At 70.8% G+C, this 17,311-nt stretch carries 15 protein-coding genes; 9 read left to right on the forward strand and 6 right to left on the reverse strand.

Features of this window, described 5'->3' with window-relative positions:
• Nucleotides 1–27: 27 nt before the first annotated feature.
• A complete protein-coding gene (locus tag QYS60_RS14775; protein ID WP_003937674.1) occupies nt 28–393 on the reverse strand; it encodes an SPW repeat protein in 366 nt (121 codons plus the stop codon).
• A 227-nt stretch (nt 394–620) separates the two neighbouring features.
• On the opposite strand from QYS60_RS14775, the gene QYS60_RS14780 reads away from it, so the two are divergent.
• Complete coding sequence (locus tag QYS60_RS14780; RefSeq protein ID WP_289378834.1) at nt 621–1,868, forward strand: MFS transporter; 1,248 nt, start codon at nt 621–623, stop codon at nt 1,866–1,868.
• Nucleotides 1,869–1,893: 25 nt separating this feature from the next.
• Here the strand turns inward: QYS60_RS14780 and QYS60_RS14785 are convergent, their stop codons facing one another.
• On the reverse strand, nt 1,894–2,949 hold the full coding sequence (locus QYS60_RS14785; protein WP_289378833.1) for a ferredoxin--NADP reductase: 1,056 nt from the start codon (nt 2,947–2,949) through the stop codon (nt 1,894–1,896).
• Between the two features lie 318 nt (nt 2,950–3,267).
• Here QYS60_RS14785 and mdo point away from each other — a divergent pair, with 318 nt between their 5' ends.
• The 6 genes from mdo (at nt 3,268) to QYS60_RS14815 (ending at nt 10,910) form a co-directional block, all read left to right on the forward strand.
• On the forward strand, nt 3,268–4,539 hold the full coding sequence (gene mdo / locus QYS60_RS14790) for an NDMA-dependent methanol dehydrogenase (protein WP_289378832.1): 1,272 nt from the start codon (nt 3,268–3,270) through the stop codon (nt 4,537–4,539).
• A gap of 88 nt (nt 4,540–4,627) precedes the next feature.
• The gene (locus QYS60_RS14795) at nt 4,628–5,779 is read left to right on the forward strand and encodes an AAA family ATPase (protein WP_371383514.1); all 1,152 of its coding nucleotides are present in this window, start codon (nt 4,628–4,630) and stop codon (nt 5,777–5,779) included.
• A gap of 100 nt (nt 5,780–5,879) precedes the next feature.
• Nucleotides 5,880–7,388 carry a VWA domain-containing protein gene (locus tag QYS60_RS14800; RefSeq protein WP_289378837.1) on the forward strand — a complete coding sequence of 503 codons (1,509 nt, stop codon included), beginning with the start codon at nt 5,880–5,882 and terminating at the stop codon, nt 7,386–7,388.
• Nucleotides 7,389–7,633: 245 nt separating this feature from the next.
• On the forward strand, nt 7,634–8,809 hold the full coding sequence (locus tag QYS60_RS14805; protein ID WP_289378829.1) for an iron-containing alcohol dehydrogenase: 1,176 nt from the start codon (nt 7,634–7,636) through the stop codon (nt 8,807–8,809).
• Nucleotides 8,806–10,245 (forward strand): histidine kinase, encoded by a 1,440-nt coding sequence (locus QYS60_RS14810; protein WP_371383515.1) that lies wholly within the window; start codon nt 8,806–8,808, stop codon nt 10,243–10,245. Before QYS60_RS14805 ends, QYS60_RS14810 begins: the two co-directional genes overlap by 4 nt.
• Entirely contained in the window at nt 10,242–10,910 is a 669-nt protein-coding gene (locus QYS60_RS14815) for a response regulator transcription factor (protein WP_003937682.1), read from the forward strand. Before QYS60_RS14810 ends, QYS60_RS14815 begins: the two co-directional genes overlap by 4 nt.
• Before the next feature lie 20 nt (nt 10,911–10,930).
• Here the strand turns inward: QYS60_RS14815 and QYS60_RS14820 are convergent, their stop codons facing one another.
• On the reverse strand, nt 10,931–11,416 hold the full coding sequence (locus QYS60_RS14820; RefSeq protein ID WP_371383516.1) for a hypothetical protein: 486 nt from the start codon (nt 11,414–11,416) through the stop codon (nt 10,931–10,933).
• A 285-nt stretch (nt 11,417–11,701) separates the two neighbouring features.
• A complete protein-coding gene (locus QYS60_RS14825) occupies nt 11,702–12,919 on the reverse strand; it encodes a lipase family protein (protein WP_371383517.1) in 1,218 nt (405 codons plus the stop codon).
• A 155-nt stretch (nt 12,920–13,074) separates the two neighbouring features.
• Between QYS60_RS14825 and QYS60_RS14830 the strand changes: the two genes are divergently transcribed.
• Both QYS60_RS14830 and QYS60_RS14835 read left to right on the forward strand, forming a co-directional pair.
• Nucleotides 13,075–14,037 (forward strand): ATP-binding cassette domain-containing protein, encoded by a 963-nt coding sequence (locus QYS60_RS14830; RefSeq protein ID WP_371383518.1) that lies wholly within the window; start codon nt 13,075–13,077, stop codon nt 14,035–14,037.
• Nucleotides 14,034–15,668, forward strand: coding sequence for an ABC transporter permease (locus tag QYS60_RS14835; RefSeq protein WP_289378825.1), 1,635 nt, complete (start codon nt 14,034–14,036; stop codon nt 15,666–15,668). The genes QYS60_RS14830 and QYS60_RS14835 overlap by 4 nt, the downstream gene beginning before the upstream one ends.
• A gap of 97 nt (nt 15,669–15,765) precedes the next feature.
• Here QYS60_RS14835 and mftM read toward each other — a convergent pair whose 3' ends face one another.
• Both mftM and mftR read right to left on the reverse strand, forming a co-directional pair.
• Nucleotides 15,766–16,575, reverse strand: a complete 810-nt coding sequence (gene mftM / locus QYS60_RS14840) for a mycofactocin oligosaccharide methyltransferase MftM (RefSeq protein ID WP_371383519.1) — start codon at nt 16,573–16,575, stop codon at nt 15,766–15,768.
• Nucleotides 16,572–17,231 (reverse strand): mycofactocin system transcriptional regulator, encoded by a 660-nt coding sequence (gene mftR / locus QYS60_RS14845; RefSeq protein WP_371383520.1) that lies wholly within the window; start codon nt 17,229–17,231, stop codon nt 16,572–16,574. The genes mftM and mftR overlap by 4 nt, the downstream gene beginning before the upstream one ends.
• Between the last annotated feature and the right edge of the window lie 80 nt (nt 17,232–17,311).

Genomic DNA, 17,311 nt, shown 5'->3' on the forward strand with positions numbered 1-17,311 from the left:
GGCCGTCCGCGGGGTGAGCGGTGGTGATCAGTGGTGCGTGGCCAGTCCGCCGTGTCCGTGCATCCGCGCGTTCATCGCGGGCAGTGCTGCTACCGCGACGACCACGGTGAGCACGCCCACCACCCAGGCCGTCCAGGATGCACCGCTGTACTCGGTGTAGCCCATGACCCAGGGGGAGAGGAACAACAGCACGCCGAATACACCCATCGCGTAGTCGATCGCTGCCATCGTGGGCCGGACGATCTGCGCGAGTCCGGTCAGCGCGATCAGCACGCCGAGAACGACGAGGGTCCACGTCGTCGTGGTGTCGGTGGTGACCCACAGGGGGGACAGGGCGGTGAAGACGCCCAGGATCACGGCCACGTAATCCTGTAGCCGGCTGTCGGAGAACATGTCGAGCCTCCTAGTGCGTATCGGGTCCTGTCTTCGGTATAACCCTGATCGACCGGTCGGTCAACGGTCGGGACGTTGCACTGCGGTAACGCTCGAGCGCAGGTGAGAGGCGGTTTTTACAGGGAAGTGACCGGGCGGGGAATGATCTCCGCGCCCGGCATGTTCCACTAGATCGTTGCCTTGGTCAACGAACTGTCGACTGTTCCCGCGAGTTCCGAGGAGGTCCGATGCCGGAGCCGACGCCGGGTCGCTCCCTGCCACGCCGTCACGGTTTCCTGGCGGTCGGCACGGCCAGCTTCCTGCTCACCGCGTCGTCGTCCGCTCCCTCCCCGCTCTATCCGCTGTACCAGCAGCAATGGGGCTTCTCGCCGGGAATGCTGACCGCCGTCTTCGCCGTGTACGCCCTGGCCCTGCTCGCCACCCTGCTGACGATCGGCTCGATCTCCGACCAGGTCGGCCGCCGGCCCGTGCTGATCGGAGCGCTACTGCTGCTCGTGGTGAGCATGGGCGTGTTCATCCTTGCCGACGACGTAGGCTGGCTCGTCCTGGCCCGCGTGCTGCAGGGCCTCGCGGTCGGGGCGGCCACCGGAGCCGTGAGCGCCGCCGTGATCGACCTGCAACCGAGCCCCAGGCTCGGATCGTTCGTCAACAGTGTCGCGCCGTCGCTCGGGCTCGCCCTCGGTGCCGCCGGCGCGGGACTGCTCGTGCAGTTCGCGCCCTTTCCGACTGTGCTCGTCTACGTCCTCGTCGTCCTGATGGCGCTGGCGCTGGCCGCCGTGCTCGTCTTCGTCCCCGACCGGGTACCCGCGCCGGGCTTCGCTACCCGCCGGGCCGCGCTGCGCAGCCTGCTGCCGAGTGCGTCCGTGCCGGCCGGGGTGCGGGGCCCGTACCTGGTGATCCTGCCGGCCCTGCTGTCGGCGTGGTCGCTCGGCGGGCTCTACATGTCTCTCGGACCGTCGATCGTGGGTACGGTCTTCGGGATCGGCAACCGCCTCGTCGGCGGGCTGGCGATCTTCACGCTCTTCGCGTCCGGTTCGGTGGCGGCGACGATGCTCCGCGGTCTCGATCCGCGGCGCGTGGTCGTCGCGGGGACCGCGATCCTGGCCACCGGCGTCGGCGTCGTCGTGACCGCCGTGCTCGGTGGGTGGGCCGTCGCCTACTTCGCCGGGACCGCCGTCGCGGGCTTCGGCTGGGGTGCGGCGTTCCTGGGAGCGATGAACGTCATCGGCGGTCTGGCGGCACCGCACGAACGCGGTCGCCTGTTCGCCACCACGTTCGTCGTCTGCTACCTCGCGTTCTCCGTGCCCGCGGTGATCGCGGGCCTCGCGACCGGCGCGTACGGGCTGACCGCGACGACGCTGGGCTACGGCGGCGCCGTGATCGTGCTCGCGCTCGGCGCCGGGGTGGGTGTGGCGCTGCGCGGCCCGCGAAAGCCGGCCGCCCAGCTGGTCGAGGCGCCGGTCCTCGTCCGCTGAGACGAGGACCGACGAGGGACCCGTCTCAGAAGACGATCTTGACGGTGTCCGTCACCGGGCGGGCCTGGCAGCCCAGGACGTAGCCTGCCTCGATGTCCTCGGGGTCGAGGATCTCGCAGTGCTCCATCTCGACCTTGCCGTCGAGGACGGTGCACGCACACGAGCCGCACTCGCCCTCCTGGCAGGAGTACGGCACGTCGAGTCCCTTGGAGAGCATGATGTCGACGAGGGTCTGCGACCGCGGCCACGGAATCGTGTGGGTCTCCCCGTCCAGCTCGACCTCCACCGTCGCGGCGTCGGCCGCCTCCTCGTCGCTCACCTCGACGGGGGTGTGGTCGGCGAACGGGTCTCCCGCGAGAGAGTTGAACACCTCCGCGTGCACCTGCGTGCGCGGCATGCCGGCGATCTGCAGCGCTCGGTGCACGGCATCCATGAACGGGCCGGGGCCGCACATGAACGCCTCGTGGCTGCTGAACGGGGCCGCCAGGGTGGCGAGCTGCTCGGCGGACGGCAGGCCCTGCACGGACTCGAGCCAGTGCACGACGGTCAGCCGGGTCGGGTACTTCTCGGCCAGGGAGCGCAGCTCCTCGGCGAAGATGACCGACGCCTCGTCGCGGTTGGCGTAGACCAGCACGACCTTGCCGGACCCCTGGGTCAGTGCCGACTTGAGGATCGAGACGACCGGGGTGATGCCGCTGCCCGCGCCGAACAGCAGGAAGTCGTGGTCGAGGGACTTCGGGGTGAAGACGCCCGACGGCGGCAGAACCTCGATGCGGTCACCGGCGGAGATCCGGTCGCACAGCCAGTTGGACCCGTAGCCGTCGACCGTCCGCTTGACCGTGACCTTGGGGGCGTCGTCGGTGTACGGGGAGCTGGCCAGCGAGTAGCAACGGGCCACGGAGCCGGTCTGCTCGCTCGGGATGCGCAGGGTCAGGAACTGTCCGGGCTTGTACGCGAACTTGTCCTGGAGCTCGGCCGGCACGTCGAAGACGATCGAGCGCGAGTCCGGCGTCTCCTCGATGACTGCGGAGACGGTCAGGATCGCGGATCGCGAGCCGTGCGGCACCTCGACTGTCGTCATGGCCAGGTCGGTCCTTCCGTGGTGCGGGTGAAGCAATCTAGAACGCGTTCTAGTTTCAGGATATCAGCAACAGAACGCTACCGGGACGGGGCGCGTCGGGCTGCGGTCGGCTCCCGATCAGCGGGAACGGACCCCTGCCCGATCGGGCAGGCCGGCCCGATCGACCGGACGGCTTCGGGGCCGCGACCGGACGGTTCGGGCGCGAAGCCCTTTCCGTGGGCGTGATCGAGACCGAAGGTGGAGATGCGAAGAGACGCCGGTCACACCGGACGCCGCATTCGAACCACCACTTCCGGCCGACACATCAGGAGAGACGCGATGGCCATCGAACTCAACCAGATCTGGGACTTCCCCATCAAGGAGTTCCACCCCTTCCCGCGGGCACTGATGGGTGTCGGCGCCCACGACATCATCGGTGTCGAGGCGAAGAACCTGGGCTTCAAGCGCACCCTGCTGATGACGACCGGTCTGCGCGGTTCGGGCATCATCGAGGAGCTGATCGGCAAGATCGAGTACCAGGGTGTCGAGGTCGTCCTGTTCGACAAGGTCGAGTCCAACCCCAAGGACTACAACGTCATGGAGGCCGCCGCCCTCTACCAGCAGGAGAAGTGCGACTCCATCATCTCCGTCGGCGGCGGCTCGAGCCACGACGCCGCGAAGGGCGCCCGCGTGGTCATCGCCCACGACGGCCGCAACATCAACGAGTTCGAGGGCTTCGCCAAGTCCACCAACAAGGAGAACCCGCCGCACATCGCCGTCTCGACCACCGCCGGCACCGGCTCGGAGACCTCCTGGGCATACGTCATCACCGACACCTCCGACATGGACCACCCTCACAAGTGGGTCGGCTTCGACGAGGCCACGATCGTCACCCTCGCCATCGACGACCCGCTGCTGTACTACACCTGCCCGCAGCACTTCACCGCGTACTGCGGCTTCGACGTCCTCGCCCATGGCTCCGAGCCCTTCGTCTCGCGGCTGGACTTCGCCCCGTCGCTCGGCAACGCTCTGTACTCGATCGAGCTCGTCGCCAAGCACCTGCGTGAGGCCACCTTCGAGCCGCGCAACCTCAAGGCCCGCGAGGGCATGATGAACGCCCAGTACATCGCCGCGCAGGCCTTCAACTCGGGCGGCCTGGGCATCGTGCACTCCATCTCGCACGCCGTGTCCGCGTTCTTCGACAGCCACCACGGCCTCAACAACGCGATCGCCCTGCCGCGCGTGTGGGAGTACAACCTGCCCTCGCGCTACGAGCACTACGCCCGCATCGCCACCGCGATGGGTGTCGACACCCGCAACATGACCACCGTCCAGGCGGCGGACGCCGCGGTCGAGGCCGCCATCCGGTTGGCCAAGGACGTCGGCATCCCCGACAACTTCGGTCAGGTGCGCGTCGACTCGTACGAGAAGAACCGCATGAACACCGGCAAGTACGCCGGACGCGGCGACGTCATCAAGGGCGACGAGAAGACCGTGCGCGCCATCTCCGAGCACATCCAGGGCGACTGGTGCACGCCGGGCAACCCGCGCGAGGTGACGGTCGAGTCGATGATCCCCGTCGTCGACCACTGCATCAACCGGGCCTACTGACCCACCACCCGACCGATCCGTGTCCGGGGCGGGGCGACCCGCCCCGGACATACCCACCTCGAGTGCCGACGACGACACAGGAGCACCGATGACCAGCTTCACCAGCGGACCGGAACTCGCCGACGCGCTGCGCCGCCACGACTACATCGCCGACGACGAGTTCGCGGTCGTCGTCCACCTCGCCACCGCGCTCGAGCGGCCGCTGCTGCTCGAGGGCCCGGCCGGCGTCGGCAAGACCGAACTCGCCAAGGCGCTCGCCGCCGTCGGCGGGCGCAAGCTGGTACGGCTGCAGTGCTACGAGGGTCTCGACGACAGCCGGGCGCTGTACGAGTGGGACTACGCCAAGCAGCTGCTGCACGTGCAGATGCTGCGGGATCGCATCGGCGAGCAGCTCGCCGCCTACCCCGAGGTCGCCGAGGCGTCCCGCTTCCTCGCCGCGCAGGACTTCGGCCTGTATTCCGAGACATTCCTGGCCGTGCGTCCCCTGCTCGAGGCGATCCTCTCCCCGGAGCCGGTAGTCCTCCTCGTCGACGAGGTCGACCGCACCGAGGAGTCCATGGAGGCGCTGCTCCTCGAGGTCCTCGCGGAGCGGCAGGTGACCATTCCGGAGGTGGGCACCTTCACCGCCCGGTCCGCGCCCTGGGTGATCCTGACCTCCAACGACACCCGCGAACTCTCGCCCGCCCTCAAGCGCCGCTGCCTGCACTACCACGTCGGCTACCCCACCCCCGAACGTGAACGCGAGATCGTCACCGCCCGCGCCCCCGAGGTCGACACCGTCACCGCCGGCGAGGTCGTGGACCTGGCCCGCACCCTGCGCGAACTGCCGTTGCGCAAGAGCCCGTCCATCTCCGAGGTCATCGATGCCGCGCGTGCCGCCACCGTGCTGCGGCGCGGCGGCGGCGACCACACCTCGCTCCGGCAGATCCGGGACATCCTGCTCGCCGCGCTGCTCAAGTACACCGGCGACGCCGACCTCGTCCGCGCCCGGCTGGACGGTGACACCGCACTCGCCGCACCGACGACCACCGCGCCGGCGACCACCGCGCCGGCGACCACCGCACCGAGGACCACTGTGGGGACCACTGTGGCGACGACGACCGCGCCGACGACCACCGAGCCGGCAGGGGAGCGACCCGAGCGGGCCACGGTCGCCTCCCGGCCCGCCAACACCACCACCGCGGTGTTCCGCGGGCGCGGAGGCGGGGGCAGCGGTGTCGGTATCGGTGCGCGGCGGTGACCCCATGCCGGTGACACCGCCCACGACGACGCCCGTGACACCGCTCGCGGCGAAGTCCGTCACGCCGCTCGCGGCGAAGTCCGTCACGCCGCTCGCGGCGATGCACCCGTCGTACCCCCTCGACGTGGTGGCCGCCGTCTTCGGCCGCCTGCTGCGACGGCACGGGGTCTCCGCCTCGCCTGCCGAGACCATCGAGGTCCGCCGTGTGCTCGGACTCGTCGGTGCCCGCGACCGCGAAGTGCTGCGAGCCTGCCTGCGTGCGGTGTGCGCGAAGTACCCGCACGAGCAGGCCGGTTTCGACCGCGCCTTCGACGCGCTGTTCGCCGCGGCGGACAGCGTCGGTGCGGCAGACGGGAAGTCCTCGCCGCGAGCACAATTCGCCGAGTCCCTGCCGACCGCGCTCGAGCTCGACGACGATCCGCAGGTCGCGCGCTACGCCGAGTACAACGAGCGCGCCGCGGAGGTCGGCGACCACTTCGACACCCCGGAGGCGGACAAGGGCTTCAATCCCCACAAGGACGACGACGACGTCTCGATGACCTCGTCCGACGCGGCGCTGTCGGTCGACACGGGCGCCGACTCGGGACGGCGCGGGGTCACCTACACCGTCGACGTGGATCGGGCCGGAGCCGCAGCGGTGGGCGAGCTGGCCGCGAATCCGGGTGCCGCCGTCGTCGGGTCGCTGTCATGGGACGATCCCGAATCCATCCTCGCGTGGCTCGACGCCTACGACCCGCGCCGTGCCTACGGCGACGACCACGCCGACGAGCCACTCAGCGCGGCACAACTGAACCGGCTCGTCGAGGCCGTCGAGGCGTTCGTCGCGGCACTGTCGCAGGCCGGGCTCGGCGGCCCGTTGCCGGACGGCGAGCCCGACGCCCCCGCCACCGCCGGCGACGTCGCGTCCCGAGCCGAGATCGAACTGGCGTGCCACGAGGTGCTGCGCCGCATGCGCGGCCCGGCGCGGCCGGTGCCGCGCGAGCTGACCCGTGGCCGCCTCGACATGCGTCGCACGGCGCGTGCCGGGATGCGCACCGAAGGTGTGCCGTTCCACCTGATCGTGCGCGCCCCACGTCCCGACCGGGTCCGGTTGCTCATCCTCGCCGACGTATCCCTGTCGGTGCGCCCGATCACCGCGTTCACCCTCCGCCTGGCGCAGGCCATGCACGGCCGTGCCCACCGCTGCCGCGTCCTGGCGTTCGTCGACCGGCCCGTCGACGTGACGCGGGAACTGCTGGCCGCCACGGGCGACGGCGCCCTCGCGGCCGTGCTGGCGCATCCCGGCCTCGACCTCGAGGCGAGCAGCGACTACGGCCGGGTGCTCGACGAACTGCTCACCGAGCACGCCGGCATCGTCGACTCGCGCACGAGTGTGCTCGTGGTCGGCGACGGCCGCTGCAACGGCCTGCCCGCCCGCGCCGACCGGCTCGCCGACCTTCGTCGTCGCGTGCACCGGCTCGCCTGGATCACCCCGGAACCGCAGCGCTACTGGGCCCAGGCGACGTGCGCGATGCCCGAGTACGCCCAGGAGTGCGATCGCGTCGTCGTCGCCCGGGACGCCGCCCAGCTGCTGTCGCGGGCGGCGGAACTCGGGCACGCCCTGCGGTGAGCGGGAGGCGGGGTCGCGCAGCCGCGGCCCGGCCGGTCATCCGCTGCTCCTGTCGGATCAGCGGAGAGCCGGGGGCCGAGCGGGTGTTCTCGGCCGACGGCCGGCCCGCGGTAGACCGGCGGTACCTGCCCGAACGGGCAGGTACCGCCCCTGCCGTTCGGCCCGGTGCCACGCCGTCGGGTAGGGGCTAGGCTCGGAAGCCACGTAAGCTGGATCACAGCAATCGGGATCGTCAGGAGTGCGCAGTGGCCGTCGCATCGGAGCACACCGCGACGACGCTGGCCAAGTTCCATGCCCCGGAGATCGTGTTCGGGGTCGGATCGCTGGTCGAAGCGGCGCACGCGGCGGTTCGGCTCGGCGCGGTCCGGCCCCTGCTGGTCACCGACCCGGGGCTGATCGAGGCCGGCTGGGTCGACGAGCTGCACGGCCATCTCGTCGAGCAGGGCCTCACGCCGATCGTGTGGGGTGATCTCACCCCCAATCCCAAGGACCACGAGGTCACCGCCGGGCACGAGACGTACCGCGTGCACGGCTGCGACGTGCTCGTCGCGCTCGGGGGCGGCTCGGTGATCGACGCCGCCAAGGGCATCGCGGTGCTCGCCGCCAACGGCGGCAGCATCCTCGACTACGAGGGCGTGGACCGGGCGGCCGTTCCGATCCCACCGATGGTGGTGGTGCCCTCGACCTCGGGCACGGGCGCCGACGTCTCCCAGTTCTGCGTCGTCACCGACACCGTCCGGGGCACCAAGATCACCATCATCGGTCGTTCGCTGGTCCCGGACCTGACCGTGATCGACCCGCGGCTGCTGACCACCATGCCGGACGAACTGAACGCGGCCACCGGGCTGGACGCGCTCACCCACGGCGTGGAGGCGTTCGTCTCCCGCGCCCACAACCCGCTCACCGACCACCACGCCCTGCGCGCCGTCGGTCTCGTCACCGACACGCTGGTACGCACGATCGAAGAGCCCCGGGAGATGGCGGCCCGATCGATCATGGCCCAGGCCAGTCTCGAAGCCGGGCTGGCGTTCACCAACGCGATCCTCGGTGCCGCGCACGCGATGAGCCACCAGGTCGGCGGGCTGCTCGACCTGCCGCACGGCGTCATCAACGGAGTGCTCCTCCCGCACGTCATCCGGTTCAATGCCGCCTCCGATCCCGAGCCGTTCGTCGCGATCGCCCGGGCTCTCGGGCTCGATGAGCACCGCGGTCCCGCCGTGGAGGCCGCACTCGCCGTCGCAGACCGGGTCGAACGGCTCGCCCGCGAAGTCGGAGTGCCGCGCGGACTGCGGGAACTCGGAGTGCAGGCGACCGACCTCGAACGTCTGGCCGCGGGCGCGCTACGCGACGCGTGCATGTCCACCAACCCCCGCGAAGCGACGCACGAGCAGATGGTCGCGCTGTTCCGGGCGGCGTTGTGACCGCGCCCGACCTGTCGCGACTGACCGGCCTGCGATCCGGCAAACCCACGTTCTATCCCCAGTACCGCGGGGCCGCCGAACGTCTCGAGCGGGTCGTCCACGCGCTCGAGCTGATCTCGCGTGCCCTGGTGCGCACCGTCGAGGGTCCCGAGACCCTGATCTGCGCCGTGGCCGAGGCCGCGCGTGCCCACCTGAGCGCCCGCTGGGTGGTCTTCGCCCTGACCGACCGAACCCTGCCCGACGCAGGGCCGCGCCGGCTGGTCCTCGGACCCGATGCCACCCCGTTCCTCGTCGACAACGTCGAAGGTCCACCCCTGCCCGACGACGTGGTGCGCTGCCTCGAGGACATCCGGTCGGGGTCGATCGGCCGGGACGCCACCGTCGACACCCATCACGCCTTCGTCCCCATCGTCCTCGACGGCGGGGTGGCAGGCGCGATCGCCGCGTGGACGCCCGAACACCGCACCATCGACGGCACCGACCACGCCGTGCTGTCGATCCTCGCCAGCCAGACCGCCGTGGCTCTGCAGAATTCCGCGCTCTACCAGCGGGGCCAGCTGCTGCTCGGACGAGCCGAGCAGGCATACCAGGAAGCGAATCGCGCAGCGGCGGATCTGCAGGCCCGCAACGCCGAACTCGAGGCGACGTTGCGTCAGCTGGAGTTGACCCAACGGCAGCTCGGTGCCGCGCATCGGCACCAGGCGCTCGACGAGGAACGTCACCGCATCGCGCGGGAGCTGCACGACAGCGTCACACAGGCCGTGCTGTCGGCCGGGATGCAGATCGAGGTGTGCCGCAGCGACATTCCCGACACCGAGCGCGGCGAGCGGCTCGACCTGGCCAAGGAGCTCACCCGGCGCGCGGTCGAACAGCTGCGCTCGGCGATCTACGCGCTCAACCACCCGTCCGACTCGGATCGCACGTCGCTGCCGGAGATGCTCGAGCAGCTCTGCGGCGCGCACACGCCGGGCGAACTCGACATCACGGTCCGGGTGGGCGGCCCGCCGGTCGAACTGCCGGGCGAGGCCGAGCATTCGCTGCTGCGCATCGCGGGGGAGGCGCTGTTCAACGCCGCGGTGCACGCCAATGCCCGGCGCGTGGTGCTGCGGCTGACGTACCGGCCGGACTCGGTGCTGTTGTCGGTCGCCGACGACGGGGACGGGGATCCGGCGCGGATGCGGCTGATGCTGCGCCTCGCCGCGGACAACGACTGGGACGGCCGCCATCGCGGGCTGGCCAACATGCAGGCCCGCGCACACGAGCTCGGTGGCACTCTCGAGGTGCGTCGCGCCCGCATCGGCGGGGTCCGGGTGGCGGTGCGCATCCCGGTGCCCCAACCGGCCGTCGACGCGGAGCGGGACGCCGACGAGACGACCGGAACCAGCGGGAACAGTGCGGCGCCGGTACACGCGGCGCGGACAGGAGCACAGCGATGAACGTGGCAACCCCAGCCGGGACGGTGAATCGCACGGTCCGCATCGTCCTCGTCGACGACCACGCGATCCTGCGCCAGGGTCTGCGCTCGATCCTCGAGCGGGAGCCGGACCTCGAGGTGGTCGGAGAGGCCTCGCACGAGGCCGAGGCGCTCACCCTCGTGGGCCGGGTCCGGCCCGACATCGTCCTGATGGACCTGAAGCTCTCCGCCGGGTCGGACTACGAGGGACTGACGTTGTGCGGGCAGCTGTCGGCCGCCCACCCGGGGCTGGGCCTGCTCGTGCTCACCACGTTCCTCGACGAGCAGCTGGTCGTGCGTGCCGTGCACGCCGGGGCACGCGGGTACGTCGTGAAGGACGTCGACACGACCGAGCTGGTGCGCGCGATCCGCGCGGTGTCGCGCGGCGAGAGTGCCTTCGACTCGCGCAGCGCCGCGGCGGTGGTGCGTTCCCTCAACGGGCAGACCACGCCGCAGGAACAACTCACCGAGCGCGAACTCGAGGTGCTGCGGCTGCTCGCAGCAGGCTTGTCCAACGCCAAGATCGGTGAGCGCCTTTTCATCTCGGGTACCACGGTGAAGTTCCACGTGAGCAACATCATGCGCAAACTGAGCGTGAGCCGCCGCGCCGAGGCCGTGTACGCGGCAAGCAAGCGCGGCTTGATCTAGCGCGGCGGCGACGCCGTGGGTCAGCTGCTGCCGAACGCCGGCAGGGTTGCTGGCACGGTGACGACGGGGGAGGCCTGCTGGACCGGGTAGGCGGTGACCGGCATGGGCGCCAGATGGTCTGCGATGCCGGGGTAGTCCGAAACCCACATGGTGGCCAGGCCGTCCGTCGAGCACGAGGCGAGGACGACATAGGTGCCGTCGGGGATCTCGGTCACGGTCTGGGTGGTCACACCCGGCTGTACCCGGCCCGACGTGCCCAAGGTCTGACCGTTGGCGATCACCTCGGCGACCGGCGGCAGTACCCCGCCAGGAGCCGGGGCGAGCCCGGTCATGCAGTCCAGGGGCGTGCCCGAGTCGTTGGTGATCGTGTTCGTCACGGTCGATCCGCTGACGGTGAAGGCGAAGGCGACCTCGCCGGCGTCGGCCGCCGACGCGAAGGCGGGGGCAGCCAGGGACGTGGGAATGACGGCCACTGCTGTGAGCGCGGCACGGGTAATCGATCGCATCGGTGTCCTTCCGGTCGAACGAGCGTCTCCCACGTGATCCTGCCGGAAAAGCGACCGTTCGGCACGATCTTCGGAGGTTCCAGCTCTGTCGGCGCCGCACTCGTTGCGCGGGTGCGTTACCCGACCGAGGACGGACCCGCTCCGAGCACGACCGAGTACCCGGAAGCAGTAGCGCTGTCCGCCGATCAGCGACCCGATACTGCATGTACGCGCAGCTACGCGGCTGTGCAGGCGACTCCGTCGAGGCGCCCGCCGATCCGTTCGGGTCCGGTGGACGTGGACGGGTCAGCAGGTTCCGGTGACCGGTGCTCCGTCGAAACGCTCGCCGAGGAACTCGAACGCGTCCGGCAGGCCGAGCACCGCCGCCGACATGTGGTCGGGGCTGGGGGTCTCGACCCGGCGCACCGGCGCGCCCGCGGCGCAGTACCGGTCGAGCGTGGCGTCGATGGAGTCCACCGGGATGAGTCCGTCGGTGGGGCTGTGCCATTCGAACACGGGCACGGTCGGCACGCCCGGGTACAGCTCGAGGCTGTTCTCCTCTGCGACGGCGACCGCGTCGGCATCGTCGGCCAGGTGGGCATTGGTGCTCACCTGCCGCAGGCTGCCGCCGGCACCGCGCGCGAGGATGTCGTTGGTACAGGCGTTGGCCAGGGCGTCGCGCATCGCCACACCCGCGGGGGTCAGGTCCGCGCTGATCCGCATCCGTTCGGGGTACTCGCGTTCGAGGCCCAGCGCGGCCGCGAACGCCAGACCGAAGGCGGGGTGCGGGTTCTCGCCGAGAGCCTCGGCCATCTTGCGGATGTTCATCGGCACCCCGCCCATCGCCGCACCCACCAGGTTCAGGTCGGGGGCGTAGGTCGGAGCCAGTGCCGCGGCCCACCCGGTGGCCATCCCGCCGCCGGAGTACCCCGCCAGCGCAACCGGGCTGTGGGCGAGCTGCAGCTCGGGTACCTGCTGCACCGCGCGGATGCCGTCGAGGGTGATCTGTCCGCCGAGGCGAGCCGCGCCGTAGGCGCTGTTCGGCCCGAGATGGTCCGGGATCGCGACCGCCCAGCCCCGCCGGAGCACCACGTTGAGGGCCGGCGCCTCCCGCACGGCGAGATCCGGGTCGCTCGTCCACAGCGTCTGCGACGGTGCGCAGTGCGTGCCGAGGGCGTTGATGACGTGCTGGAACGACAGCAGCGGACCGTCCGGAGCCTTGCCGGCGGGGGCGAGAACCGTCGTCACCGCAGGGATCGGACGGCCGGTCGAATCCGTCGACCGGAAGCGGACCTGCCACGCCTCGACGTCGACGATGCCGGGCGGTGCGGGCACGCGCCGCACCTCGAGTGCATCGCCGGCCGGGGCGACGGCGACGTCGGCGGCCGCGCGGTAGAACGGGTCGGCCGGCGGCACCGGATACACGGGCGCGGCGCCCGCGGTTCCCGTGGCGGCGACCGTGGCGCACACCGCCGCCGCGCCGATCAACGCATTGCGGATTCCCCGACCGAACCGTGCGGCCACGTCCCCCACCTCTCCAGCGCACCGACCGGTGCCGTTCCTCGAAAATCAGCGATCCGGGCGAAGCCTAAACGACCGATTTGCGAGGGTTCACCCGACCCCGCATGTTGCGCGAATCGTCGCCGCACGGACCCCCGATTGGGCGTAGCCTCGGCACCATGTCGACGGCGATCTCCGTGGAACAGCTCGTCAAGTCGTTCGGAACCACTCGTGCTCTCGACGGTCTCGATCTCGAGCTCCGCCGAGGCGAGGTGCACGGATTCCTCGGCCCGAACGGATCCGGCAAGTCCACCACCATCCGCATTCTGCTCGGGCTGTTGCGTGCGGACTCCGGCCGGGTCGAGCTGCTCGGGGGTGACCCGTGGCGCAACGCGGTGGACCTGCACCGGCGGCTCGCGTACGTACCCGGCGAGGTCAACCTGTGGCCCAACCTCACCGGCGGGGAGGCGATCGACCTGCTCGCCGGTCTGCGCGGCGGCATCGACGAACGCCGCCGCGCCGAACTGCTCGAACGCTTCGAACTCGATCCGACCAAGAAGGCCCGCACGTACTCGAAGGGCAACCGGCAGAAGGTCGCGATCGTCGCCGCGCTCGCCTCGGACGTGGAGTTGTTCCTCTTCGACGAGCCGACCTCCGGCCTGGACCCCCTCAAGGACGAGGTGTTCCGGGACTGCGTCCGCGAGGTCGTCGCCGACGGGAGCTCGGTGCTGCTCTCGAGCCACGTCCTCGCCGAGGTCGAGGCCCTGTGCGACCGGGTGACCATCATCCGGCAGGGCCGAACGGTCGAGTCCGGCACGCTGACCGAACTGCGGCACCTGACCCGCACGTCCGTGGTGGCCGACACCGTGCGTCCCGTGGCCGGGCTCGAGGCGGTGCCCGGGGTGCACGACCTGCAGGTCGACGGCCTGCGGGTGCGGTGCGAGGTGGACACGGCCCGGATGGACGCGGTGCTGCGCGAGCTGCTCGACTTCGGCATCACGTCGCTCACCAGTACCCCACCCACCCTCGAGGAACTGTTCCTGCGGCACTACGGGGACGACCTGCCGGGCGAGCACATCCACGTCCCCGGCGAGCACCTCGCGCACGGCCGGCCGGCCGTCGGCGACGGGGACAGCGCATGAATGCCGCATTCGTCGGTACCGGCCGGCTGGTGCGTCTGGCAGCCCGCCGCGACCGCGTGCAGCTGCCGGTGTGGCTGGTGACGATCACGATCGTGTACGCGATCTCGGTGTCGAGCCTGAAGGGGCTCTATCCGACACAGGAGGACCTGCACCTCATCGCCGTCAGCTCCGCAGTGTCCCCCGTGGTGCTGGCCACCAACGGCCTGGTCTCGGGGGACAGTCTCGGCGCGGTCGTCGCGGCGCAGACACTGCTGTTCCTGGCCCTGGCGGCGGGCCTGATGAGCACGATGGCCGTGGTCCGGCACACCCGGCAGAACGAGGAGACCGGCCGCGCGGAACTGGTCGGCGCCAGTGTCGTCGGCCGGCGTGCCCTGCTCACCGCGGCCCTGATCGTGGCCACGGCGGCGAATGTCGCACTCGCGCTGCTGCTCACCGTCGTCTCCCTGGGTTTCGGACTGCCGCTGTCCGGATCTGTCGCTCTTGCGGTGGCGACGGCGGCAGCCGGGATCGCGTTCGCGTCGGTCGCGGCGGTGAGTGCGCAGGTCGCCGAGGGGGCCCGGGCCGCGAACGGACTGGCCGGCGCGGCGCTGGGGGTCGCGTTCCTGCTGCGTGCCGTCGGCGACAGCGCCGCCACCGTCGACCCCGGCGGGGTCAGCGTCACGAGCATGTGGGTCTCGTGGCTCTCGCCGATCGGCTGGGCGCAGCAGATCCGGCCGTTCGACGAGGACGCCTGGTGGGTCCTGGTGTTGTTCGCTGTCTTCACGGTCGCGGCGACGTGGACCGCGTACGAGCTGACCGGGCGGCGCGATCACGGCGCCGGGCTGGTGCAACCGCGGCCGGGGCCGGACCGGGCGGCGTCGTGGCTGCCCACCGCGTGGGGCTTCGCGTGGCGGATACAGCGCACGACGTTGATGTGGTGGGCGCTCGGCATCGTCGTTCTCGCCGCGACGTACGGCAGCGTCGCGAACGAGATGAACAACTTCCTCGACGAGGGGGGCGCCGTCGCCGACATGATGAAGCAGCTCGGCGGCGGGGCGCAGGGCCTCACCGACGCGTACTTCGCGATGATCTTCCTGATGATGGCGCTGGTCGGCAGTGGGTACGCGGTGCAAGCCGTGCTGCGGACGCACGGGGAGGAGACGTCCGGGCGGGTCGAGCCGCTGCTCTCGACCGCCCTCGGTCGGGTGCCGTGGATGCTCGCACACATCGGCGTGGTGACGATCGGGGTGATCGTGCTGCAGATCGCCACGGGCGTCACGCTGGCGGTCTCCTACGGCCTGACGGTCGGCGACGTCACCGGATCACTCGGCAACCTGCTGCCGGCGTCACTGGCCTTCGTCCCGGCTGTTCTCCTGGTGGAGGCGATGGCGGTGTTGTGCGTGGGTGTGGTGCCGCGTCGCGCCGCGAGCGTCGCGTGGGGCGTGTTCGCCGTGTGGTTGCTCATCGGGCAGCTCGGCATCCTGCTGGACCTGCCGCAGGCTGTGCTGGACCTGTCGCCGTTCGTCCACGTGCCCCCGGTGCCGGCCGCGGAGGTGCGAGTGCTGCCGTTGCTGGTGCTGCTGGTTCTCGCGGTGCTCACCATGACGGCGGGGATCGGCGCGCTGCGCCGTCGCGATCTCGTCGTCCAGTGACCCGCGCCGGGCGCGCGGCCGAATGTCACATCGCGTCGATGTGACCGACGCGATGTGACATTCGGTCACAAGGGGGTTCGGTCACAAGGGGGTTCGGTTACCGCGCGTCGAGCACGAGCCAGCCGCCGTGGTGCTCGAAGGCCTCGAAGGTGCGGCCGGTCGACTCGCCGAGAGCGTGCAGGGCGGGCAGGTCGAACGTGCGCACGTGGCCGTGGCAGGCCGTGGCTTCGTCCTCGAACGGCACGGCGATCACCACGCGTTCCCGGGCGATCCGCAGCGCCTCGGCGACGACCGCCGCACCGGTGGCCGCGTCGACGTGCTCGAGCAGGTGGATCGCGGTGACGGTGTCGACGCTGTCGTCGGGGACGGGGACGTGGGCCGCGTCGCACACGAGGGTGTCCACCGCGAGGTCGAGGCGGGGCGCGACCGCGTCGAGCAGGGTCATGGTGCCGGGCAGAATGTCGGTGGCGGTCACGGCGATCCCGGCGCGGGCCAGGCGCAGGGGCAGGAACCCGAAGCAGGACCCGAGATCGAGCACACGGCCACGGACGAGGTCGGCGGCCATGTCGTGGATCGGCGCGAACTCGGCTGTGCCGTCGAGCAGTTCGGCCAGCGAGTTGCGGTAGTAGGTGACCCACGAATCGAGGGCACCCGGCACGGTGGAGCGCACCAGCCCGACCATCGTCAGCTCGAACTCCTCCCGGCCGAGGTCGCTGCCGGCGATCGAGGCGGTGACGTCGGCGACGAGGCGTTCGCTGAGGTTCTCCGGTCCGAGGGAATGCGTGACATGCAGTCGTCCCGCGTCGCGCCGCAGCGAGATCGGGCCCGAGGGCACCCGTTCCACCGTGACGTGGGCGTGCGACCATCGGCCGACCGGGCAGGGGGCGAGGGAATCGAGCACAGTCATTGCAGCGCAGCCTTTTTCGAGGAGGTAGGGACGTCGGGGCCGGTGGTGGACGGCGCAGCCGCGTCGAGGCCACTGTAGAGGGCGCGCATGCCGGCCGACAAGAGGTCGGGCAGGGCGAGGGAGTCGTCGGCGAGCCACTGCTCGTACGCCGCCATCGCGACGCCGAGGACGAGATAGCCCACGGTGCGCGGATAGTGGTCCTCCGCGGAGCCCCCGATGCGGTGCGCGACGTACTCCGCGATCACGCGGCGCCAACCCTCGTACATCACCACCGAGTACGCCTGCAGCGCCGGCACCCGCAGGATCAGGTCCATGCGGTCGCGGTGCAACGTCGCCTCCGACGCGGGAAAGGTGTTGAAGTCCAGCATCGCCGAGGTCAGTGCCTCGGCGAGGGGTACCTCGGGCGGCAGGGCGTCGAGGTGGGCGCGCATCTGCTCGAGGTGCGCGTCGAAGTCGCCCCACGGCACGGCGTTCTTGGACGGGAAGTATCGGAAGAAGGTGCGCCGGGCGATCCGCGCGGCCTCCGCGATCTGGTCGACGCTGGTCTCGTCGAACCCCTGGGTGCGGAACAGTTCGATTCCGATCGCACTGAGGCCCTCCCTCGAAGTGGAGGGGCGACGACCTATCCGAGCGGACGGTTTCCGGCGGCTACGCATGGTGTGAGCCTTCCATGGGTGACATTCTGCACTCGATGCCATTACAGTGGTGAACCGAGTCACAGCGCAACAGGCCTGTG

This window comes from Rhodococcus sp. GXMU-t2271 (assembly GCF_041414735.1).
Classification (GTDB): domain Bacteria; phylum Actinomycetota; class Actinomycetes; order Mycobacteriales; family Mycobacteriaceae; genus Rhodococcus; species Rhodococcus indonesiensis.

Excerpts from the sequence above, each read along its gene's own strand:
- QYS60_RS14775 (WP_003937674.1), bottom strand. The coding sequence starts at position 393 with ATGTTCTCCGACAGCCGGCTACAGGATTACGTGGCCGTGATCCTGGGC.
- QYS60_RS14780 (WP_289378834.1), top strand. The coding sequence starts at position 621 with ATGCCGGAGCCGACGCCGGGTCGCTCCCTGCCACGCCGTCACGGTTTC.
- QYS60_RS14785 (WP_289378833.1), bottom strand. The coding sequence starts at position 2,949 with ATGACGACAGTCGAGGTGCCGCACGGCTCGCGATCCGCGATCCTGACC.
- mdo (WP_289378832.1), top strand. The coding sequence starts at position 3,268 with ATGGCCATCGAACTCAACCAGATCTGGGACTTCCCCATCAAGGAGTTC.
- QYS60_RS14795 (WP_371383514.1), top strand. The coding sequence starts at position 4,628 with ATGACCAGCTTCACCAGCGGACCGGAACTCGCCGACGCGCTGCGCCGC.
- QYS60_RS14800 (WP_289378837.1), top strand. The coding sequence starts at position 5,880 with ATGCACCCGTCGTACCCCCTCGACGTGGTGGCCGCCGTCTTCGGCCGC.
- QYS60_RS14815 (WP_003937682.1), top strand. The coding sequence starts at position 10,242 with ATGAACGTGGCAACCCCAGCCGGGACGGTGAATCGCACGGTCCGCATC.
- QYS60_RS14820 (WP_371383516.1), bottom strand. The coding sequence starts at position 11,416 with ATGCGATCGATTACCCGTGCCGCGCTCACAGCAGTGGCCGTCATTCCC.
- QYS60_RS14830 (WP_371383518.1), top strand. The coding sequence starts at position 13,075 with ATGTCGACGGCGATCTCCGTGGAACAGCTCGTCAAGTCGTTCGGAACC.
- QYS60_RS14835 (WP_289378825.1), top strand. The coding sequence starts at position 14,034 with ATGAATGCCGCATTCGTCGGTACCGGCCGGCTGGTGCGTCTGGCAGCC.
- mftM (WP_371383519.1), bottom strand. The coding sequence starts at position 16,575 with ATGACTGTGCTCGATTCCCTCGCCCCCTGCCCGGTCGGCCGATGGTCG.
- mftR (WP_371383520.1), bottom strand. The coding sequence starts at position 17,231 with ATGCGTAGCCGCCGGAAACCGTCCGCTCGGATAGGTCGTCGCCCCTCC.